Raw genomic sequence first — 17,928 nt, forward strand, 5'->3', positions numbered from 1 at the left:
GAAGCCCGGCTACCCGCCGTTACGACAGGCGGTTCTCGGCTTCGCTGACCTTCTGGATCGTTTCGAGCGCGACGTCGGGCGTGACAGAGATCGAATCGACGTCGGCCTCCAGTAGGAGGTCGACGAAGCCGGGAACGGTCGAGGGAGCGTCGCCGCAGATACCGACGGGTCGGTCGTGCTCGTGCGCCTCCTTGACCAGCGACTCGATCGACCGCGCGACCGCCTCATCGCGCTCGTCGAACAGCGAGGCGAGTTTCTCGGAGTTGCGGTCGACGCCCAAGAGGAGTTGCGTGAGGTCGTTCGAGCCGATCGAGAAGCCGTCGAACAGCTCCGAAAAACGATCGGCGAGCACGACGTTCGACGGCACCTCGGCCATCACGAAGACGTCAAGGTCGGTCTGAGAGAGGCCGTGCCCGTCCATCATATCGAGGACGCGCTGTCCCTCCTCCGGCGTCCGGCAGAAGGGCACCATTACCGTCACGTTGTCGAGGCCGACTTCCTCGCGGACGCGTCGCAGCGCCTCGCATTCGAGGCGGAACGCCTTCCGGAAATCCTCGTCGTAGTACCGCGAGGCACCACGCCAACCCAGCATCGGGTTCGCCTCGTCGAACTCGTACTTCCAGCCGCCTTCGAGCCGCTGATACTCGTCCGTCTTGAAGTCACTCAGTCGGACGACGACCCGATCGGGGTAGAATGCCGCCGCGATCTTCGCGATCCCGGTCTGGAGCGCGGTGATGTACTGCTCGCCCTCGCCGCGTTCGAGCATCGCGAGCGGGTGCGTGCCGACGTGCGAGGTGATGATGAACTCCTCTCGGACGAGTCCGACCCCGTCGACCGGCAGGCTGGCGAGCGAGAAGGCGCGACTGGGATCGCCCAGGATGAGCATCACGTCGGTCTCCGTCTCCGGCACGTCGGTGAGCGTTTCCTCGCGGGTCTCGAATTCGAGTTCGCCGTCGTACACGTACCCCGTTTCGCTGGTACAGTCCACCGTGACCGCGTCGCCGTCCCGGAGGACTTTCGTGGCGCGCTGGGTCCCGACGACCGCGGGCACGCCCAACTCCCGCGAGACGATCGCCGCGTGGGAGGTCTTTCCGCCACGTTCGGTCACGATCGCGCTCGCCTTCTTCATAATCGGAACCCAGTCGGGAGCGGTCATCTCGGTGACGAGGACGTCGCCCGCCTGGAAGCGGTCCATCTGGCTGACGTCGTCGAGCAGTCTGACCCGGCCGGTGGCGATCGCACTGCCGATCGCGACGCCGTCGAGGAGCGTCTCGCCCTCCTCGAGGAGTCGATACGACCGGATCACGTTCCCTTCAGCCGCGCCGTGGACGGTCTCGGGACGAGCCTGCACGACGAACAGTTGCCCGAGGTCGCCGTCCAAGAGCCACTCGACGTCCATCGGACGATCGAAGTGGTCCTCGATTCGCTCGGCGTACGCCGCCAGCGTCCGTATCTGGTCGTCCGAGAGCGCGTACTGGTTTCGTTCTGGCACAGGAACGTCTTCGACCACTGTGTCGCCGTTCTGCCGGACCATTCGCTGTGCTTTCCCCCCGAGCCGTTTTTCGAGAATCCCGCTCGTCGGCTTGAAGACGACGTACCGATCGGGATCGACCTCTCCCTGGACGATCAGTTCTCCGAAACCGTACGCGGCTTCGACGACGACGACGTTCTCGAAGCCCGAGTCGGGGTCCAGCGTGAACAGCACGCCCGAGGAGCCGAGGTCCGCCTGACCCATCTTCTGTACCACACAGGCGAGTCGTACGTCGAAGTGGTCGAAACCCTTGTTCTCCCGATAGACGATCGCCCGATCGGTAAAGAGCGAGGCGTAACAGCCCTTGACAGCGTCGAGTAACTCCTCCCGGCCAGTCACGTCCAGAAAGGTGTCCTGTTGGCCAGCGAACGATGCGGTCGGCAGGTCCTCTGCCGTCGCCGAGGACCGAACGGCGACCGCAGGATCGCGTGTGTCGAGTTCTCGCGCGACGGCCTCGTACTGTTCGACGATTTGAGTTTCGAGGTCTGGCGGCATCGTCGCCTCCCGGATCAGCCGTCTGACCCGCTCGCCGCGCGACTGGAGGTCACTCACGTCGTCCACGTCCAGGCCATCGAGCGCCGATTCGATGTCCGAGCGGATGCCCGTCTCGTCGACGTAGTACTCGTAGGCCGCCGCAGTCGTCGTAAAGCCCGGCAGAACGGGGACGTCGAGGCCTGCGAGCTCGCCGAGGTTCGCGGCCTTCCCGCCGACTGAGCCCACGTCGTCGCCGCCGACGTCCTCAAGTGACCGAACGAATGGTTGGCTAGTCATCACTTGAGACTACGTGGTCATCCGTGTTAACGTTCGGCAGGAATCAACAGGAGCGTCGCCGAGGCCACAGCGGACGAGACACGGACTGTCGTTACTGATTTGTCACAACGGACGAAACACAGAACCAATATGCCCCCGCAAGACGACCTCGACGCCGACCTCAGCGCACTCCGTGACCTGCCGGTCTTTCTCGCGTACAACGCGAACGTCGACGCGGTCGTCGATGTCGGCCCGGCCCTCGAAGCCGAACTCCCGCGGCCTGACGAACCGGGCACGGCGGCCCCGCCCGCCCGCCTCGCTTCGGCGTCGGACCTCGCGACGGCGATCACACACACGATGGCGACGGGGGAAGGCGACGAAGTCGCGATGACGTCCGAACTCGCGGCCGAACTGGAGACGCGACTGGAACCGGATGCGATGCAGATGGGCGGACAGGCGGGGATTATGACGAATCTCCTCTCGACGCTCGACGCCGCCCCGATACTGTACACGTATCTCCTGTCTGAGACCCAGCAGTCGATGTTCGAGCGGCCCGAGCGCGTCAGATATCCACGCGTCGAAGACGGAACGGTCTCGTTCGTCCCGGTCGCCGAGGCGACGAACACCGAACGGACCAAGATCAACTGGATCTTCGAGTTCCGGGAGGGAGCAGAGTTGTTCGGCGTCCGCGCGACCGGCGACACCCGATTCATCGCGGCGTCGCGACCGCCGGAGTTCGACTTGCACGCCGGCGGCCTAGATCCGGTCGTCGACCAGGTGGGTGCTGAGATCGACGGAGCCCTACTGGCGGGCTATCACAACCTGACGCCTGAGAACATCGACGACGGCTACGTGGAGACGCTGCGACACGCCCGCGAGACCCTGGCTCGACTACGGTCCGGCGGCGACTTTCCGGTCCACGTCGAGTACGCCGTGACCCACGACGACGACCTCCGCGCGGCGATCACCGAGATAATCCTCCCGGAGGCGAACGTCATCGGTCTCGATCCGAACGAACTGGGGTTGTTGCGGGGTGACGTCGACCGCGACGGTGCGACGACGGACTCGCCGCCCTCGGGTGGGGATCTGCCGGGTCGGGACTCGCCTGCGGCGGAGATCCTCGAACACTACCGAGTCCTGCACTCCCTCGTCGACCACCTCGGCGTCGACTGCATCCGACTGCACGCGATGGACTACCATCTCGCGGTGATGGACGAGTACCTCTCTCCGGAGGCCGTCCGCCGGGGGCTCGAATTCGCCGCGATCAACGCGGCGACGAAGGCGGCCACCGGCCGTATCAGCGCCCCGGAAGATCTCGAAGCGGGGCTCGACTACGACCCCTCAGAGTCGGGAAAGCACGCGATCGAGACGCTCGCCGACGCTGTCGGTGCCAGCGCCGAAGACGGCGTGTTAACGACGCCGAGGGTTGTGGCCGCCCCCAACCGAGTCGTCGCAGATCCCGCGAGCACGGTCGGCATCGGCGACATCGTCTCCGCGGCCAGTTTCGCGCTCGAAGTGGCCGTCACAGGTGAGAAGAGGTGATTCGAGGTCGCTAGCTCGCCTGGGCGGTGGAGTTGTTCGCCGTCCGATCTTGGACATTGACCGAGACGCCACCGCCCTCGGGGACAGTGACGTTCCGCGTGCCCACGATCTCGCCGTCGGCGTTCGTCACCACGACTGTGACTGTGGTCCCACCGGCCCGGTCGTCAGTCTCGTCCTGGACGTTCTCGAACTCCGACTGCGTCAGGAAGGCGTAGATCGGTTCCGTGTCTTCGACGAGCGTGACGTCGCCGCTCTCGGCGTTCACGAACGCCGTGTACACGACGCCGGAGCGGCTTCGCGGCACGACCTTGACGTGCCAGTAGAGAGTCTCTCCCTTCACGACTGGCACGGGCGCAATCGCGTCGGCGTTCGAGAGGCGATTGACCTGCGGCCGACGCTCGACGAAGTCGACTGCCTTCTGTGGTCCGATCTGGGACTCGTCGTAGCCCTGCACGCCGATCGCTCCGGTCTGGCCGTCGATCGTCCAGACCTCGTACACGCCGTTGCCGCTCCCGGTGGGTTCGGTGGCGACGAAGTACGTCAATTCGGGGTCGTCTCCGTCGGTCGGGACGACGATCGGCCACCGGTTGCCCGCTTCGGGGAGATCGGCGATCGCCAACACGTCCTCCTTCCAGAACCACTTGTTGAGGGCGCCGTTGACGTACTGCATCGACTCGACTTTGAACATCGTGAGTTCGTAGGGGTAGAAGTTCTGCCCGCGGAGGAGCGGGGACGACCGAGCCTCCCCGGGTGACAGGCTCTCGATCGACCCGTCGGAGCGCATTAGCTCGACGGACCCGTGTCGGGGGATCGCATAGAGCTGCGGGATGGGTGCGAGCCGGAACTTCCAGTCGTAGACGGTCGTCGAGTGCGCGATGTAGGAGGTCCCGTTCGCCCGGGCGTTGAACGTCGTCTCCCAGTTGTGGCGCTTCAGCGGGGAGTGCAGCACCTGTTGGTACTGATAGGAGTCGAAAAAGAGCTGGCCGCGGCCGTGGGTGAACGTCCGCTCTTCCACTTGGACCCGCTTCTGCGTCGTCGTCATATCGACGTACAGCGCGCCTCTCTGTGTGCCGAACCACGCCACCATAAAGTTGTCAGGCGCGAGTCCGTGCGACCACGCGTACGAACCGTTGTGGTAGGCGATGTCCGAGCCCGTGAGCCGGTACTGCGGATACTGCATCGACGATTGCGCGTAGTTGTCGGAGACGCTCCGGGGCAGCACACGCACGTTCTCCGTGGACGTATTTGGCAACGTGTCCAACCGCGTCGCGTCCTGCTGCACCTGCGTCGCCATATCGGTGTGCGCGTAGACGCCGCCCACGACCGGGCCGACGAAGACGCCGAGGACGACGAAGACGACGACGCCGAGCAGCAGCAGTTCCTGCCGCTCACGCACCACCCCGACGGCAGCGATCACTGCCGACACTATGCCCCACTGGAGAATGCTGGGCGTGCCGACGAGAGCACCATAGAGTACGGACTGTACTGCTGGGAGGGTGAGTACCGCGCCGACGAGGGCGACGACCGCAGCGAGCCCCAACTGGGCCCGCGTCAGGTCGGAATCGAAGGTATCGGGGACACTCATACCCACGCCTCGGAGTGCCAGTTTTGAGTGCTTACTGGTATCGCGATCCATCAACCCGAGGCGAACGTCTGTCTGAGGGGCACCGCGCTCGCCCCTATGAGAACACGGTATTATGCTTCCTGACGTAATCAACGTATGGGTACTTCCCGTGCCGCAGGAACTGCCCGCAGCGGTAAGCCGATTCCAGCCTTCTGTGTGAGTATGGCAGACGGAAACGGTAACTCACGTCGACGGTTCTTGCAACTGACCGGCACGACAGCAGTGGTTGGTCTCGCTGGGTGTTCCGGTAACGGCGGCGGCGACGGAGGCGGCGAGGAAACGACCGAAGCACCGACGACGACGGCGCCGCCGTCTGACGACGACACCGTGCCCGAGCAGTACGCCACGGCAACGTCGCTGGGCGGGCAAGAGCGCGACCCCGACAGCCTGTCGGCTAAATCGGACGTACAGTACCAAGAGGAACCGAAAGAGGGCCAGCAGTGTTCCGGCTGTACGTTCTACATCGAGGACAAGAACGACGACGGATTAGGGGCCTGTGCCATCGTCGAGGGGACGATCGACCCCGAGGCGTGGTGTATAAGCTACGCACCGTACCAGGAGTAGTAGCTACGCCGGCGACACGACGAACCCCACGTCGGTCTTTCCGCGCCGACACGTCGAGAGCCGCTTGAATTCGGCCCCGCACCTTCCAGCAGGACCGCTCAGTGGGACAACGGACGATCGCGGGGCGACCGAGAACACCCGCAATGCTATTTCCGGCCCGGACTGTACCTCAGTTCGATGACTGCCGATCCACGCGTCGAATTGTACGAGGCACTGGCGGCGACGGCCGAACTTCCGGTCGACCGGACACCCAGTCGTGTGCTGGGTGAAGCTGAAGCTATCGCGTCGGACCTCCGTGACATAGACGATCCGACCGTCGCCGCCGACCGGGCACAGACCATCGTCGATCTCTTAGCTGAAATCGACGAAACGGGCAATTCAGAAGCGGACGCACACGTCGACCGGGCTCGTGAACTGGCCATCCAACTGTCCGACCAGTGACCTCGTCGATTCGAGAAAACACGCCGGGGCAACCCATCAGCCCGTACGGGACGGTCAGATCCGGCGTCTGCGTCGAGTGAGAGGTTCGACCCGTCTATAGGGTGCGTCTCGACAGGGCCGGGAGTCGAGAGGCACCGCGAGCAGGTCGGCGAATTCGCTCTGTGCGACGCCGATCACTCCCGAGCGCCCCTCACGTGCGTCCGACTCTGTTCGCGCATAAACTGCGGGAGGTACCAGTAGCCGCCGGCGAACTTCCCGGTCGTCCCCGAGAACTTCCAACCGCCGAAGGGCTGGGCCTGGACGAGCGCGCCGGTCGTCGCGCTCTGGGCGCGATTGACGTAACACATCCCGGAGTCGATCCGATCGAACCACGTCTCGATCTCGCTCTCGTCCTCGGAGAAGAGGCCGGCACAGAGGCCGTAGTCGCTGTCGTTGGCCTTGTCGATTGCCTCCGCTAAGTCCGTGACCGGATGAACCGTCACGAACGGGAGGAAGTGTTCTTCACGCGCCAGCGCGTGGTCGTGCGGGACGTCGCTGACGACGGTCGGTTCGACGTATCGTCCGTCGGGGAGGTCGGAGGCGTCGACGACGTCGCCGCCCGTGTGGATCGTGCCCTCGGACGCCGCCTGCTCGCAGATGTCGGCGTACCGTTCCAGTGCCCGGTCGTCGATGACCGGGGAGACGACTGTCTCCTCGGCCTCGGCGGGTCCGATCCCGAGCGACTCCGTTTTCTCGACTAGTCGGGAGAGGAACTGATCGAACACGTCTTCGTGGACGTAGACGCGGGAAGTCGCCGAACACTTCTGCCCGCTGAACGAGAACGCACCCATCGCCACGCCGGAGACGGCCTCCTGTATATCTGCCGCGGTGGTCACGATCACGGAGTTCTTCCCGCCGAGTTCGGCGATGACGGGGCCGCGCTTGCCGAGGTCTTGGAACGCCCGCTCGATCGAGAGCCCGACCTCTCGCGAGCCGGTGAAGACGATGCCTGCGACGTCCTCGTGTTCGACGAGGGGTTGGCCGACGGTGCTGCCGCCCCCGGTGACGAGATTGATGACGCCGTCGGGCAGGCCGGCGTCGGTCAGGATCTCGACGAATTTGTGCGCGATCAACGGTGTCGCACTCGCGGGTTTGACCACGGCGGTGTTGCCGGTGATGACTGCCCCCGTCGTCATCCCGGCGAGGATCGCGATCGGGAAGTTGAACGGCGCGATGACGCCGAACACGCCGTACGGTCGCAAGAGGTTGCGACAGTGCTGTCCCGGCGTCGGTTCGCCGGTATCGAACTCGTAGCCGTCGTGTCGTTCGAGTTCGCGGCTGTAGAACCGGAGGAAGTCGATCGCCTCGTCGACGTCCGCGATGGATTCGGTGCGGTTCTTGCCGTTTTCGAGCGAGACCGTCGCAGCGAGTTCGAACTTCCGTTCACGGAGCTCCTCGACAGCGTCGCGGAAGATCTCGACGCGCTCCTCGACAGCGGTGTGCCGCCACTCGTCGAACGCGGCGGCCGCCGCTCGGACCGCGCGATCGACGTCGTCGGGGGTCCCCGCAGCGAACTCCCCGATCGTGACGTCGAAGTCGCCCGGACTCGTGACTGTGAACTGCTCGTCGGCGTCGACGGGACCGCCGTCGACCCACAGCGGATGTGATTTCCCGAGCGTGGCTCGGACGTCCGTGACTGCGTCCTCGTACGACTGGTGGAACTCCTCGACGGTGTCGTTCTGGCGGTGTGTCTCGAACGTGAGCTCGTTCTCGAAGGGGACGGGGTCCATACGTTACGTTTCGCTCCGGAAGCTAATATTATTGCGCAGTCATATCATATATTATCTATTTTCGAGACAGGAGCCCCGTTTCCGACTCGAAGCCGCGGTCGCAGGCGTCCGCGGGCATCTATAGGAGAGCGATTATATAGTACTGAAGAAATAAAACGAATTTTATTATTTGATACACGGCATTCAACAATCTTATGAGAGCAAATCGCGGATCGTACCCTATATGGCAAATTCGACCCGCTGGCCGACAGTCGCCGACTTTCCTGATCCGGTGGCGGCGGACCACGTCACGTACAACCCCTCGTTTGCGGACCTTCGGGAGTTCTCCGCGCCCCTCGAAACGACGACCGAGTTCGGAGCACCCTCCTACGTGAGTGAGTACCGCTCCCGGAGCGCAGACCGGACGGTAAACAACGTCGACGGGTCGTTCGATGCCGAGGACATCGACGTCTTCGAGGAGGGCATCGACTGGGTCAACGATGCCTCCAACGACGTCCTCTGTGTCGACCGGGTCGTCGGCCGACACGAGGAGGTCGCCGCCGTGTGTCGCCTCTTCGTCCCCAAGGAGTACGGTCGAATCGCGCTGGCGTGGGCGAAACTCCTCGAACCGGCCCCGGAGGGCGCGGCGCCGGACTTCGTCACCGTCCAACTACCTGACGCGACCGACGAGCCACGCATCCGCGTACTTCCCGACGAGGGGTTGACGACGGTGCTCGGAAGCGACTACACGGGCGAGGCGAAGAAGTCGTTCCTGCGGCTCTTTATGCGCCGCGCGAAGCAGGCGGGCGGTCTCGGACTGCACGCCGGCAGCAAGCGCGTCACCCTCGACGACGAGGACGGCGGGCGGGAGGTCGGGCAGTTGTTCCTCGGACTGTCCGGGACGGGCAAGTCCACGCTGACAAGTCACGGACTCTGGCTCGACGATCCCGAAGGTGCCGAGATGCTGCAGGACGACGTCTGTGCGCTGCTGCCCTCGGGCACCGTCGCGGGGAGTGAAGGGAGCGGGCTCTACATCAAGACCCTCGGCCTCGACGCCGACGAACAGCCCGAACTCCACAGCGCGGCGACCGACGAGAGCGCCGTCCTCGAAAACGTCGCCGTCGACGACGACGGAACGGTCCACTTCGACGAACCGCGGCACGGCCGCAACGCCCGCGCGGTGATCCGTCGCGACTACCTCGAAAGCTCCGCGGACGACATCGATCTTCAGGAGGTCGATCAGGTGTTCTTCATCACCCGCAACCCGCTGATGCCGCCGATCGCGAAACTCTCGGACGCGCAGGCGGCTGTCGCGTTTATGCTCGGCGAATCCGTCGAGACGAGCGCTGGCGACCCCTCGCGCATCGGCGAGTCGATCCGCGTCGTCGGAACGAACCCGTTCATCATCGGATCGGAGGGCGAAGAGGGCAACCGCTTCCGCGACCTGATCGCCGACCTCGATCTCGACTGTTTCGTCATCAACACCGGCGTCGTCGGGACCGACGACCCCGTCGACGTCGGCGTCGAAGAGACTGTCGCCATCCTCGAAGGCGTCGCGCGCGACACGATCGAATGGGCGGCCGACGACTCTCTCGGGCTGACCGTCCCCACAGAGGTCCCCGGCATCGACATCGACCGGTACGTCGTCGCCGATCACGTCGAGGACTTCGCGGACGCACACAGCGCGCTGCGCACGGAACGGCAGGAGTACCTCGCGCAGTTCGAGGCCCTCGACGACGATATCGTCGACGCGACGTACTGAACGGCGCACGGTTTCCACCCGCCGGAATCGGATCGTCGCGCCGACGATCAGATGGGCTGCCGGTCTGATGTGCTCTCTCAGCATTCTATCTACCTGCGCTCGCAGTCGCTAATCGCGTCACAGGACTCGTTCGAGCGCCCGTCGATGAAATTCGACGGCGGCCGCCCGCCCGACCGGCGGATACTGCGGGTTCGTGACGACGCCGCGTGAGTCCACCGCAGCGCTCGCGATCGCACAGACGCGGTGTGCCGGTCTGATCTCCGGGATGTCGCGGACGGACGTATACCCTTCACGAAACGCCGCGCGGAGCCGATCGGCCCGCACTTCGGACACATACCAGTCCGCGACGAGGTACTCCGCCTTCGCTACCGACAGCGCAGGGTCGGCGGCGAGGGGATACTCCCAGTCGAGTACGGCCGTGACAGTGCCGTCGGCGACCAGTGCGTTCCCGGGTCGAAAGTCCCACGGGAACAACCGCGGTGCCGGTCCCGTCGTCGCCGGGAGGCTCGCGACCACATCGAAGAGCCCCGATCGGAGGTCGTCGAACTCAGAGGGCAGTCGAGCGACGTTCGCCCGTCCGTATGTGACCAGCCACTCGCGCCACTCCGCCGGCGTGGCGGCGGCGACACCGCCAGAAATCCCGTCCTCCAGATCGAACTCGTCGCCAATCGGCGTGGATCGAGGGGATCGGAATTCGGTGACGAGATCGCCATTGTCGACCGCGAGCGGACCGTACCGGCCGAACTGGAAAACCTCGTGGAGTTCCGCGAGGAAGCGACCGAACGCGCCGGCGATAGACTGCTGCGTGGCTGCGTCGAGATCGACGAACGCCTCGTGGAGGTCGTCTCCGGCGAGGAGCGGCGTGACGAGCCACCCGTCGTCGCCGGTGTCGCCGCTGTCGATGGGGCGTGCGACCGGGACCGACGTCCGCTCGTCGATCGCCGCGAGCAGGCGTGCTTCGACCCGAGCACTCCTCGGGGTCGGCGTCTGCTGGACGACGATCGGGTCGGCGCCTGCGAACCGGACGACTGCGGTCCGTTTGCGGTTCCCTCGCTCGATCGGTTTCACGGAAGTGACGCTCTGACCGGGGGCGACTGCGGAGAGGACACTTCGGAGTGAGGGGTCGGGTCGCTCCGTCATTCTGCTGTGAGCACGTCGTGTAGCTCGGTCAGCGAATCGAGTTCGTACTCCGGGCGGTAGCGTCCGGCGTCCTCGCCGTCGGGGCGGAGCCAGGCGGCCTGGAGTCCGGCGTTGTGGGCGCCAGCGACGTCGTACTCCAGTGAGTCGCCGACGTAAACCGATCGTCCGGCACGGACGCCGAGTTCCTCGAGGACGATCTCGAATGGATCGACGTGCGGCTTTCGCCGCGGAAGGTCCCCAGCATAGACGATCGCGTCGACGGCGTCTTCGAGGTCGAGCGCCCGGATCTTCGCTCGCTGTCGACGCCGCGGCCCGTTCGTGAGGATCGCGACCGGACCGTGGGATCGGGCGGTCTCGAGTACTCGCTCGGCACCCGGGAGGAAGGCTACTGCCGACGTGTCGATACCGTCGAGGAGCGCGCTCGCCAGGGCGATCGGATCGACGTCTCTCCGGTCGTACTGTGCGGCGACGCGGGCGAAGCCGGCACCCAGGTAGCCGATGCGGTCGTTCGGATCGGGGGAGCCATCGAGTGCACTCCACAGGTCTGCGGGCTCGCCAAACGGCTCGGTCCCGACCTGTTCGAACGCCTGCCTGTAGGCCGCCCCCACGTCACCGTCCTGCCGACAGAGCGTGTTGTCAAGGTCGAAGACGACTGCGTCGAACGCCATCAGAGACGTAACTACGGGACGAGAACAGAAAACCTCACGCCTCGATCTGGAATCCGGACCGCGAGTGTCAGACGCCCCCCGGTGATAACGGAGCGTGGAACTTACGACGGAACGCTCGCGACCTGCTTCCAACTCCGCATTCCGCCCTGTAAGTTCTCGACGTCGAGCCCGGCCTGATCTAAGATTCGCGTCGCGAAACTGCTCCGGTTACCCGAGCGGCAGACGGCGACGATCCGGTCGTCGGAGACGCTGTCGGGGAGTTGGTCCGGTCCCAGCGTCTGGAGTTCGTTCAGCGGGACGTTGATCGTCTCGACGTTCTCGGCTTCGATGTGGTTGTCTTCGAACTCGTGGGGTTGGCGCACGTCGAGAATCGTCAGTTCCTCGCCGTCCGCGATGGCTTCCTTCAGTTCCTGGGGTGTCGTGGCCGGGATCTGTGACATCGTGTAGGACAGAATACGGGATCCAGAGTACATTAGAATTCGATTACGATACAATATTGCGAGGGTTTTCAAGAGTTCCAGTGGATTAGAACCAAATTTGCTGCATCAGCGCCGTAGCGTGTTCAGCCACAGTCAAAGAGACCAGTCGAGCGGTCGCAGCGGCAAGAACAACTATGTATGAACGGACCAATATACAGGTATGGAAACTAACGTCGGTCAGACAGACAGTCTCGTTCGAATCGTCCTCGGCGCATTCGCGGGAGTCATCTCGCTCGGCCTCCTTGGAAATCTCGTTCCGGGGCCGATGATCCTCTCTCCCATCCTCGGCGTAATCGCGCTGGTCCTCGTCGGGACCGCCGTGACCGGTTTCTGCGGGCTCTACTCGCTCATCGGCGTCGACACCTGTAGCGCGCGCTGAGTCACGCTCCTGCTGTATCGTCGAGGACGCCGCAACTGATAGGGACTATCGTAAGTCCTCGTAGATGTCTCGCCGGACGGTACGGCGAAAACCTCCGAACAGTTACGAGAATCCCTGTGACGTCCTCTCGCTTCCGTTTTCGTTTAGGTATTCCAGATTTACCATTCCAAAATCTGCTGCCACGCGACGACTGCGTTGGGGGTGCAGATTCACTCGCCATCCACCATAACCAGTGAACACAATCGGAGAACACATTTAGTGAACACAACTAATGAATGAATATATTGGATAATAGTTTTGAATACCGAGACGGAGGGCGTACTCACGTCTGGAGAGAGAATCGTTGTGAGGTAGATCGGATTCGCTAGCAAACCGTGGTCAGTATACGGCTGACCGAGCAGTTCGCGCTCTGTTTCGCGGATGATCGCCCGCGTGTGCGCCAAAGACAACATCGCTAGGAACCGATCGGAAACCAAAGTTCGTATATCGGCGGCCCCGTCTATAGAGTCACAAGATGATCGACGTCAGCGTAATCGGCTGCGGCAATATGGGGAGCGCTCTGATCACGGGCCTCTCTCAGGCCGACGGCTACACCATCACGGCCTACGACGTAGCGCCCGAGGCTCTCGAAGCGATCGAACAGTACGCCGACCGAACGACGACCGACATCGCAGACGTTCACGACTCCGAAGTCGTCGTCCTCGCGGTGAAGCCCGACATCGTCCCGCTCGTGCTCGACGACCTGGAACTCGACGCCGACACGACGCTCGTGACGATCGCCGCCGGCGTCTCGACGGACGTCGTCCAGCCGCAGACCGACGCCACCGTCGTGCGTGTGATGCCGAATCTGGCCGCGGAGACGCGCGATATGGCTGCCGCCGTCTCCTGGGACGAGCCCGACGAGAACGTCGCACAGATGCTCTCGGACCTCGGCGAGTACGTCGAGATCGACGAGGATCTGATGGACGTCGCGACGGCACTGAACGGCAGCGGTCCCGCCTTCGTGTTCTATCTCCTCGGGGCGATGCAAAAGCGGGCCGTCGAGGAGGGACTCGACGAGGAGGACGCGGAAGTCCTCGCCGCACAGACGTTCAAGGGCGCCGCCGAGACGGTGCTCCGCTCCGACAAAGAGGTCGACGAACTGATCGACGCCGTCTGCTCGCCGAACGGGACGACGATCGAAGGGATGGAAGTCCTCTGGGACAGCGACGTCGAGGAAGTCGTCGGCGACGCGCTGAGCGCCGCGAGCCAGCGCTCCGCCGAGTTGGCCGAGGAGGCCGCGAAGGACGCCGAACAATGAGCGGCGCCGTCGAAGCGGCGGAAGTGGCTAAAGCACGCTCGCTCGCCGCGAACGCCGGACGCGTGGTCGTGAAGGCCGGCACCAACTCGCTCACCGACGACGAATCGAACCTCGACGACGGGAAACTCGACAAACTCGTCGACGACGTCGCCGGACTCGTCGAGCGCGACAAAGAGGTCATCCTCGTCTCCTCGGGGGCGATCGGGGCCGGGAAGGGCCGCATCGGCTTCGCGAGCGACGACACCGTCGAGGAGTCCCAGGCGCTCTCGACCATCGGGCAGAGTCACCTGATGCGGCGCTACACCGAGAGCTTCGAGCGCTACGGACTGACCGTCGCGCAGATTCTCGTGACCGAGCACGACCTCGAGAACCCCGAGCGGTTCACCAACTTCAAGAACACGATCGAGACGCTCCTAGAGTGGGGCGTCGTCCCGATCGTCAACGAGAACGACGCCGTCGCGACCGAGGAGATCCGGATCGGCGACAACGATATGATCTCCGCGTCGATCGCGATCGGCGTCGACGCCGACCTGCTCGTCACGCTCACCGACGTCGGCGGCGTCTACACCGGCAACCCCAAGGAGGACGCGGACGCCGAACTGATCGAAGCGGTCGGTCGCAACTACGACGAAGTCGAGCAGATCGTCGATTCGAGTGCGAGCGGCTCCTTCGGCGGCATCCGCACGAAGGTTCAGGGCGCGCGGTCCGTGAGCGAACACGGCATTCCCGCGGTCATCGCCCGCTCGACGGAGGAAGACGTCCTCGAAAAGGTCGCCACCGAACAGCCCGTCGGAACCATCTTCACCCCTATCAACGATCACTGATGAGCCAGAAAGAAACTGAGGCGAAAGTCACCGAAGCACAGTCCGCAGCGTTAGAGCTGGCGAACCTCTCGGAATCGGCTCGCGACGACGCTCTGCACGCGATCGCAGACGCCATCGAGGAAAACAGCGAGACAATTCTCGAAGCCAACGCGATCGACGTCGAAGAGGGCAAAGAGATGCTCGAAGCCGGGGAGTACACCCAGGCGTTCGTCGACCGCCTGAAACTCTCGGAGTCGAAGCTCGAAAGCATCGCCGAGATGGTCCGCAGCGTCGCCGGACAGGAAGATCCCCTCGGGAAGACGCTCGCGGCCCGACGGCTCGACGAAGACCTGGAACTCTACAAACTGTCGGTCCCGATCGGCGTCATCGGCACGGTCTTCGAGTCGCGTCCCGACGCGCTGGTGCAGATCGCTGCACTGAGCCTCAAATCGGGCAACGCCGTCATTCTCAAGGGTGGCAGCGAAGCGACGCACTCGAACCGCGTTCTCTACGAGACAATCATTGAGGCCGCCGCCGAAGTCCCCGACGGCTGGGCGCAGCACATCGAAGCCCGCGAAGACGTCGACACGATGCTCGGGATGGACGACGCCATCGACCTCCTGATGCCCCGCGGGAGTTCTGCCTTCGTGAGCTACGTCCAGGACAACACGAGCATCCCCGTTCTGGGTCACACGGAAGGTGTCTGCCACGTGTACGCCGACTCCGAGGCGGACCTCTCGATGGCGGCCGACATCGCCTTCGACGCGAAGGTCCAGTACCCCGCGGTCTGCAACGCCGTCGAGACGCTCTTAGTCGACGAGTCCGTCGCCGAAGACCTGCTACCCGACCTCGTCGAGCGCTACCGCGAGGCGGGCGTCGAACTCCGCGGTGACGAACGCACGCGCGACATCGTCGAGATGGACGCTGCCAGTGAGGAAGACTGGTCGACAGAGTACGGCGATCTGATCCTGTCGGTGAAAGTCGTCGACTCGCTGGAGCACGCCATCGACCACATCAACACCTACGGCTCGAAGCACACCGAGTCGATCGTAACCGAGGAGGCAGACCGCGCCGCCGAATTTATGCAGCGGATCGACGCGGCGAGCGTCTTCCACAACGCGTCGACGCGCTTCAGCGACGGCTACCGGTTCGGACTCGGGGCGGAGGTCGGGATCAGCACGGGCAAGATCCACGCCCGCGGGCCCGTCGGTCTGGAGGGACTGACGACCTACAAGTACCATCTGGAAGGCGACGGCCAGCTCGTGGCGACGTACGCCGGCGAGAACGCGACGCCCTTCCTCCACGAGGACTTCGATGGCGAGTGGGTCCCCGGCCACCTGAGCGGTAGCGAGGAGTAACGGCACTCGCACCGCCGCCGGAGCGTCCGGCGTCTGCCCGCGGTGGCGTCTCCCCGCTGTGGCATCTCCGAATCCGTCGCTGCGGCGAGTCCAACCGGAGTACAGACGACGCGAAGCCGTTATTGCGTTACCTTCGACGCGAACCGTTCGCGTACCTTCTCGACCTTCGGTTGCGCGTGCATCCGACAGTACGCGTCGTTGGGGTTCTTCTCGAAGTAGTCCTGGTGGTACTCCTCTGCGGGCCAGAAGCGTTCGAGCGACTCGATTTCCGTCACGACGTCGTCGTCGTACTCCTCGTCGAGGGCCTCGACGTAGGCCTCGGCCTGCCGACGCTGTTCGTCGTCGTGATAGAGGACGATCGAGCGGTACTGCGAGCCGACGTCGGGGCCCTGACGGTTCAGTTGCGTCGGGTCGTGCGTCGCGAAGAACACCTCCAAGAGGTCGTCGTAGCCGATGACGTCGGGATCGTACTCGATTTGGACGACTTCCGCGTGGCCGGTGCTCCCCGAGCAGACTTCCCGGTACGTCGGATTCTCGGTGTGGCCGCCGGCGTACCCGGACGTGACCGACTCGACGCCGTCGAGTTCCTGCATCGCCGCCTCGGTACACCAGAAGCAGCCGCCACCGAACGTCGCTGTCGCGGACATTGGCTATTGATTAGGTCCCCGGCAGTATGTAACTGACGCGGGGAGCGGTGTGGAGAACGACCGGGATGCGGTGGGCGGCGAGGATCGATGTGGAGAGCGGCGGGGCGGTGCAGAGAGCGACGGGCACCGCTCGGATGGCCGGACGCGTTCAGTCCACGCGCTTCCGCCTGACCCACTCTTCGAGCGTGAAACCGTCCTCGTCCGACGTCGACGCGAGTTCCCACTCCTCCTTGTCCCACACCGGGTAGTGGACGTCGCCCTCGTACTCACCGGGCACGCGACTCAGATACATCCGGGAGACGTGCGGCTGGAAGAGGGCGTAGATCTCGGCCCCACCGAGCACGTAGACAGTCTCCAAACCCAGCGATTCGGCGATTTCGACCGCCTCGTCGACGTCGCTTGCGTGCGTCGCCGTCGCGACGTCGTACTCGCGTTCCGTCCGGCTCAGCACGATCTGGTGGGTCCCGGGGAGGTGATCGCGCATCGACTCGAACGTCTCGCGGCCGAGAACGACCGCGGAATCGGAGACGCGAGCGCGATACTGCCGTTTGTCCGCGGGAATGCTTTCCCACGGGAGTTCGCCGTCGAGGCCGATGACGTTGTTCTCGGCGACGGCGGCGACTGCGACGAGTTCCATCACCGGAGTGTAAGAACGGCGGCTACAAAAAGAGGCGAGGGAGCCGCCGCTCCGAAATGAGTTTGTTCCGGGAGGCAGTATATCACGAGGACGATGACACTTCAGCGACCGGGCAAACGCCCCGGAACGGACGCATTACCGACGTCCGACGCCGACTCTCGACGGGTGATCGCCCGATGACAGTCGAGGAGATCAGCACCGAAGAACTCAAGCGGAAACTCGATGCGGGCGAGAACGTACAGATCATCGACATCCGTTCGCCGTCGTCGTTCGATCAGGGTCACATCCCGGGCGCGGAGAACGTCCCGATGGCCGAACTCCACACCCGGATCGACGAGATCGAGTGGGGCGAGGACGTCGTCGTCGCGTGCCCGATCGGGCAGTCGTCGGTTCAGGCGGCCCGCCTCATCAGCAGCTACGAGGGCGTCGGCGCGGAGACGTCCGTCAGGAGTATGGCAGGCGGCTACAACGCCTGGGAGTACGAACTCGAAACGGACGCCGACAGCGACGCGTAACCTGAGGCGAGAGTTTTTGCGGCGAGCGTCCCTAGAACGC

Annotated in this window: 17 protein-coding genes; 9 read left to right on the forward strand and 8 right to left on the reverse strand. The window is 64.3% G+C overall.

Annotation, left to right across the window (positions count from 1 at the left end; all coding sequences use genetic code 11):
- Positions 1 to 19: 19 nt before the first annotated feature.
- Entirely contained in the window at positions 20 to 2,302 is a 2,283-nt protein-coding gene (gene ppsA, locus RBH22_RS07735; RefSeq protein ID WP_306677090.1) for a pyruvate, water dikinase, read from the reverse strand.
- 129 nt (positions 2,303 to 2,431) lie between these two features.
- On the opposite strand from ppsA, the gene RBH22_RS07740 reads away from it, so the two are divergent.
- Entirely contained in the window at positions 2,432 to 3,823 is a 1,392-nt protein-coding gene (locus RBH22_RS07740) for an ADP-dependent glucokinase/phosphofructokinase (protein WP_306677091.1), read from the forward strand.
- A gap of 10 nt (positions 3,824 to 3,833) precedes the next feature.
- On the opposite strand, the gene RBH22_RS07745 is transcribed toward RBH22_RS07740, so the two are convergent.
- Entirely contained in the window at positions 3,834 to 5,408 is a 1,575-nt protein-coding gene (locus RBH22_RS07745; protein ID WP_306677092.1) for a hypothetical protein, read from the reverse strand.
- 201 nt (positions 5,409 to 5,609) lie between these two features.
- On the opposite strand from RBH22_RS07745, the gene RBH22_RS07750 reads away from it, so the two are divergent.
- Together RBH22_RS07750 and RBH22_RS07755 are read left to right on the forward strand one after the other, a co-directional pair.
- Positions 5,610 to 6,011 (forward strand): high-potential iron-sulfur protein, encoded by a 402-nt coding sequence (locus tag RBH22_RS07750; protein WP_121569634.1) that lies wholly within the window; start codon positions 5,610 to 5,612, stop codon positions 6,009 to 6,011.
- Positions 6,012 to 6,188: 177 nt separating this feature from the next.
- A complete protein-coding gene (locus tag RBH22_RS07755; protein WP_306677093.1) occupies positions 6,189 to 6,452 on the forward strand; it encodes a hypothetical protein in 264 nt (87 codons plus the stop codon).
- Positions 6,453 to 6,625: 173 nt separating this feature from the next.
- On the opposite strand, the gene RBH22_RS07760 is transcribed toward RBH22_RS07755, so the two are convergent.
- Entirely contained in the window at positions 6,626 to 8,221 is a 1,596-nt protein-coding gene (locus RBH22_RS07760; RefSeq protein WP_306677094.1) for an aldehyde dehydrogenase family protein, read from the reverse strand.
- 223 nt (positions 8,222 to 8,444) lie between these two features.
- Here RBH22_RS07760 and RBH22_RS07765 point away from each other — a divergent pair, with 223 nt between their 5' ends.
- On the forward strand, positions 8,445 to 9,962 hold the full coding sequence (locus tag RBH22_RS07765; protein ID WP_306677095.1) for a phosphoenolpyruvate carboxykinase (ATP): 1,518 nt from the start codon (positions 8,445 to 8,447) through the stop codon (positions 9,960 to 9,962).
- Positions 9,963 to 10,079: 117 nt separating this feature from the next.
- Here RBH22_RS07765 and RBH22_RS07770 read toward each other — a convergent pair whose 3' ends face one another.
- From RBH22_RS07770 to RBH22_RS07780, 3 genes are all read right to left on the reverse strand, one after another.
- On the reverse strand, positions 10,080 to 11,102 hold the full coding sequence (locus tag RBH22_RS07770; RefSeq protein ID WP_306677096.1) for a phosphotransferase: 1,023 nt from the start codon (positions 11,100 to 11,102) through the stop codon (positions 10,080 to 10,082).
- Positions 11,099 to 11,770: an HAD family hydrolase gene (locus RBH22_RS07775; protein ID WP_306677097.1), complete on the reverse strand. Its 672-nt coding sequence runs from the start codon at positions 11,768 to 11,770 to the stop codon at positions 11,099 to 11,101. Before RBH22_RS07775 ends, RBH22_RS07770 begins: the two co-directional genes overlap by 4 nt.
- A gap of 101 nt (positions 11,771 to 11,871) precedes the next feature.
- Positions 11,872 to 12,210 (reverse strand): rhodanese-like domain-containing protein, encoded by a 339-nt coding sequence (locus RBH22_RS07780; RefSeq protein WP_256290129.1) that lies wholly within the window; start codon positions 12,208 to 12,210, stop codon positions 11,872 to 11,874.
- Between the two features lie 199 nt (positions 12,211 to 12,409).
- On the opposite strand from RBH22_RS07780, the gene RBH22_RS07785 reads away from it, so the two are divergent.
- The 4 genes from RBH22_RS07785 (at position 12,410) to RBH22_RS07800 (ending at position 16,089) form a co-directional block, all read left to right on the forward strand.
- Positions 12,410 to 12,628, forward strand: a complete 219-nt coding sequence (locus RBH22_RS07785) for a DUF2892 domain-containing protein (RefSeq protein WP_256290128.1) — start codon at positions 12,410 to 12,412, stop codon at positions 12,626 to 12,628.
- A gap of 514 nt (positions 12,629 to 13,142) precedes the next feature.
- Positions 13,143 to 13,928: a pyrroline-5-carboxylate reductase gene (gene proC, locus RBH22_RS07790; RefSeq protein ID WP_306677098.1), complete on the forward strand. Its 786-nt coding sequence runs from the start codon at positions 13,143 to 13,145 to the stop codon at positions 13,926 to 13,928.
- Complete coding sequence (gene proB, locus RBH22_RS07795; protein ID WP_306677099.1) at positions 13,925 to 14,752, forward strand: glutamate 5-kinase; 828 nt, start codon at positions 13,925 to 13,927, stop codon at positions 14,750 to 14,752. Before proC ends, proB begins: the two co-directional genes overlap by 4 nt.
- Positions 14,752 to 16,089 (forward strand): glutamate-5-semialdehyde dehydrogenase, encoded by a 1,338-nt coding sequence (locus RBH22_RS07800; RefSeq protein ID WP_306677100.1) that lies wholly within the window; start codon positions 14,752 to 14,754, stop codon positions 16,087 to 16,089. The genes proB and RBH22_RS07800 overlap by 1 nt, the downstream gene beginning before the upstream one ends.
- A 119-nt stretch (positions 16,090 to 16,208) precedes the next feature.
- Here the strand turns inward: RBH22_RS07800 and msrA are convergent, their stop codons facing one another.
- Both msrA and RBH22_RS07810 read right to left on the reverse strand, forming a co-directional pair.
- Positions 16,209 to 16,736, reverse strand: a complete 528-nt coding sequence (gene msrA, locus RBH22_RS07805) for a peptide-methionine (S)-S-oxide reductase MsrA (RefSeq protein ID WP_306677101.1) — start codon at positions 16,734 to 16,736, stop codon at positions 16,209 to 16,211.
- A gap of 148 nt (positions 16,737 to 16,884) precedes the next feature.
- The gene (locus RBH22_RS07810; protein ID WP_306677102.1) at positions 16,885 to 17,373 is read right to left on the reverse strand and encodes a dihydrofolate reductase; all 489 of its coding nucleotides are present in this window, start codon (positions 17,371 to 17,373) and stop codon (positions 16,885 to 16,887) included.
- Positions 17,374 to 17,549: 176 nt separating this feature from the next.
- Between RBH22_RS07810 and RBH22_RS07815 the strand changes: the two genes are divergently transcribed.
- The gene (locus RBH22_RS07815) at positions 17,550 to 17,888 is read left to right on the forward strand and encodes a rhodanese-like domain-containing protein (RefSeq protein WP_306677103.1); all 339 of its coding nucleotides are present in this window, start codon (positions 17,550 to 17,552) and stop codon (positions 17,886 to 17,888) included.
- Positions 17,889 to 17,928: the final 40 nt, after the last annotated feature.

The sequence above is a fragment of the Halobellus sp. H-GB7 genome (assembly GCF_030848585.1).
Classification (GTDB): Archaea; Halobacteriota; Halobacteria; order Halobacteriales; family Haloferacaceae; genus Haloquadratum; species Haloquadratum inordinatus.

Coding starts and splice junctions, on each gene's coding strand:
- ppsA (WP_306677090.1), bottom strand. CDS start 2,302: ATGACTAGCCAACCATTCGTTCGGTCACTTGAGGACGTCGGCGGCGAC.
- RBH22_RS07740 (WP_306677091.1), top strand. CDS start 2,432: ATGCCCCCGCAAGACGACCTCGACGCCGACCTCAGCGCACTCCGTGAC.
- RBH22_RS07745 (WP_306677092.1), bottom strand. CDS start 5,408: ATGAGTGTCCCCGATACCTTCGATTCCGACCTGACGCGGGCCCAGTTG.
- RBH22_RS07750 (WP_121569634.1), top strand. CDS start 5,610: ATGGCAGACGGAAACGGTAACTCACGTCGACGGTTCTTGCAACTGACC.
- RBH22_RS07755 (WP_306677093.1), top strand. CDS start 6,189: ATGACTGCCGATCCACGCGTCGAATTGTACGAGGCACTGGCGGCGACG.
- RBH22_RS07760 (WP_306677094.1), bottom strand. CDS start 8,221: ATGGACCCCGTCCCCTTCGAGAACGAGCTCACGTTCGAGACACACCGC.
- RBH22_RS07765 (WP_306677095.1), top strand. CDS start 8,445: ATGGCAAATTCGACCCGCTGGCCGACAGTCGCCGACTTTCCTGATCCG.
- RBH22_RS07770 (WP_306677096.1), bottom strand. CDS start 11,102: ATGACGGAGCGACCCGACCCCTCACTCCGAAGTGTCCTCTCCGCAGTC.
- RBH22_RS07775 (WP_306677097.1), bottom strand. CDS start 11,770: ATGGCGTTCGACGCAGTCGTCTTCGACCTTGACAACACGCTCTGTCGG.
- RBH22_RS07780 (WP_256290129.1), bottom strand. CDS start 12,210: ATGTCACAGATCCCGGCCACGACACCCCAGGAACTGAAGGAAGCCATC.
- RBH22_RS07785 (WP_256290128.1), top strand. CDS start 12,410: ATGGAAACTAACGTCGGTCAGACAGACAGTCTCGTTCGAATCGTCCTC.
- proC (WP_306677098.1), top strand. CDS start 13,143: ATGATCGACGTCAGCGTAATCGGCTGCGGCAATATGGGGAGCGCTCTG.
- proB (WP_306677099.1), top strand. CDS start 13,925: ATGAGCGGCGCCGTCGAAGCGGCGGAAGTGGCTAAAGCACGCTCGCTC.
- RBH22_RS07800 (WP_306677100.1), top strand. CDS start 14,752: ATGAGCCAGAAAGAAACTGAGGCGAAAGTCACCGAAGCACAGTCCGCA.
- msrA (WP_306677101.1), bottom strand. CDS start 16,736: ATGTCCGCGACAGCGACGTTCGGTGGCGGCTGCTTCTGGTGTACCGAG.
- RBH22_RS07810 (WP_306677102.1), bottom strand. CDS start 17,373: ATGGAACTCGTCGCAGTCGCCGCCGTCGCCGAGAACAACGTCATCGGC.
- RBH22_RS07815 (WP_306677103.1), top strand. CDS start 17,550: ATGACAGTCGAGGAGATCAGCACCGAAGAACTCAAGCGGAAACTCGAT.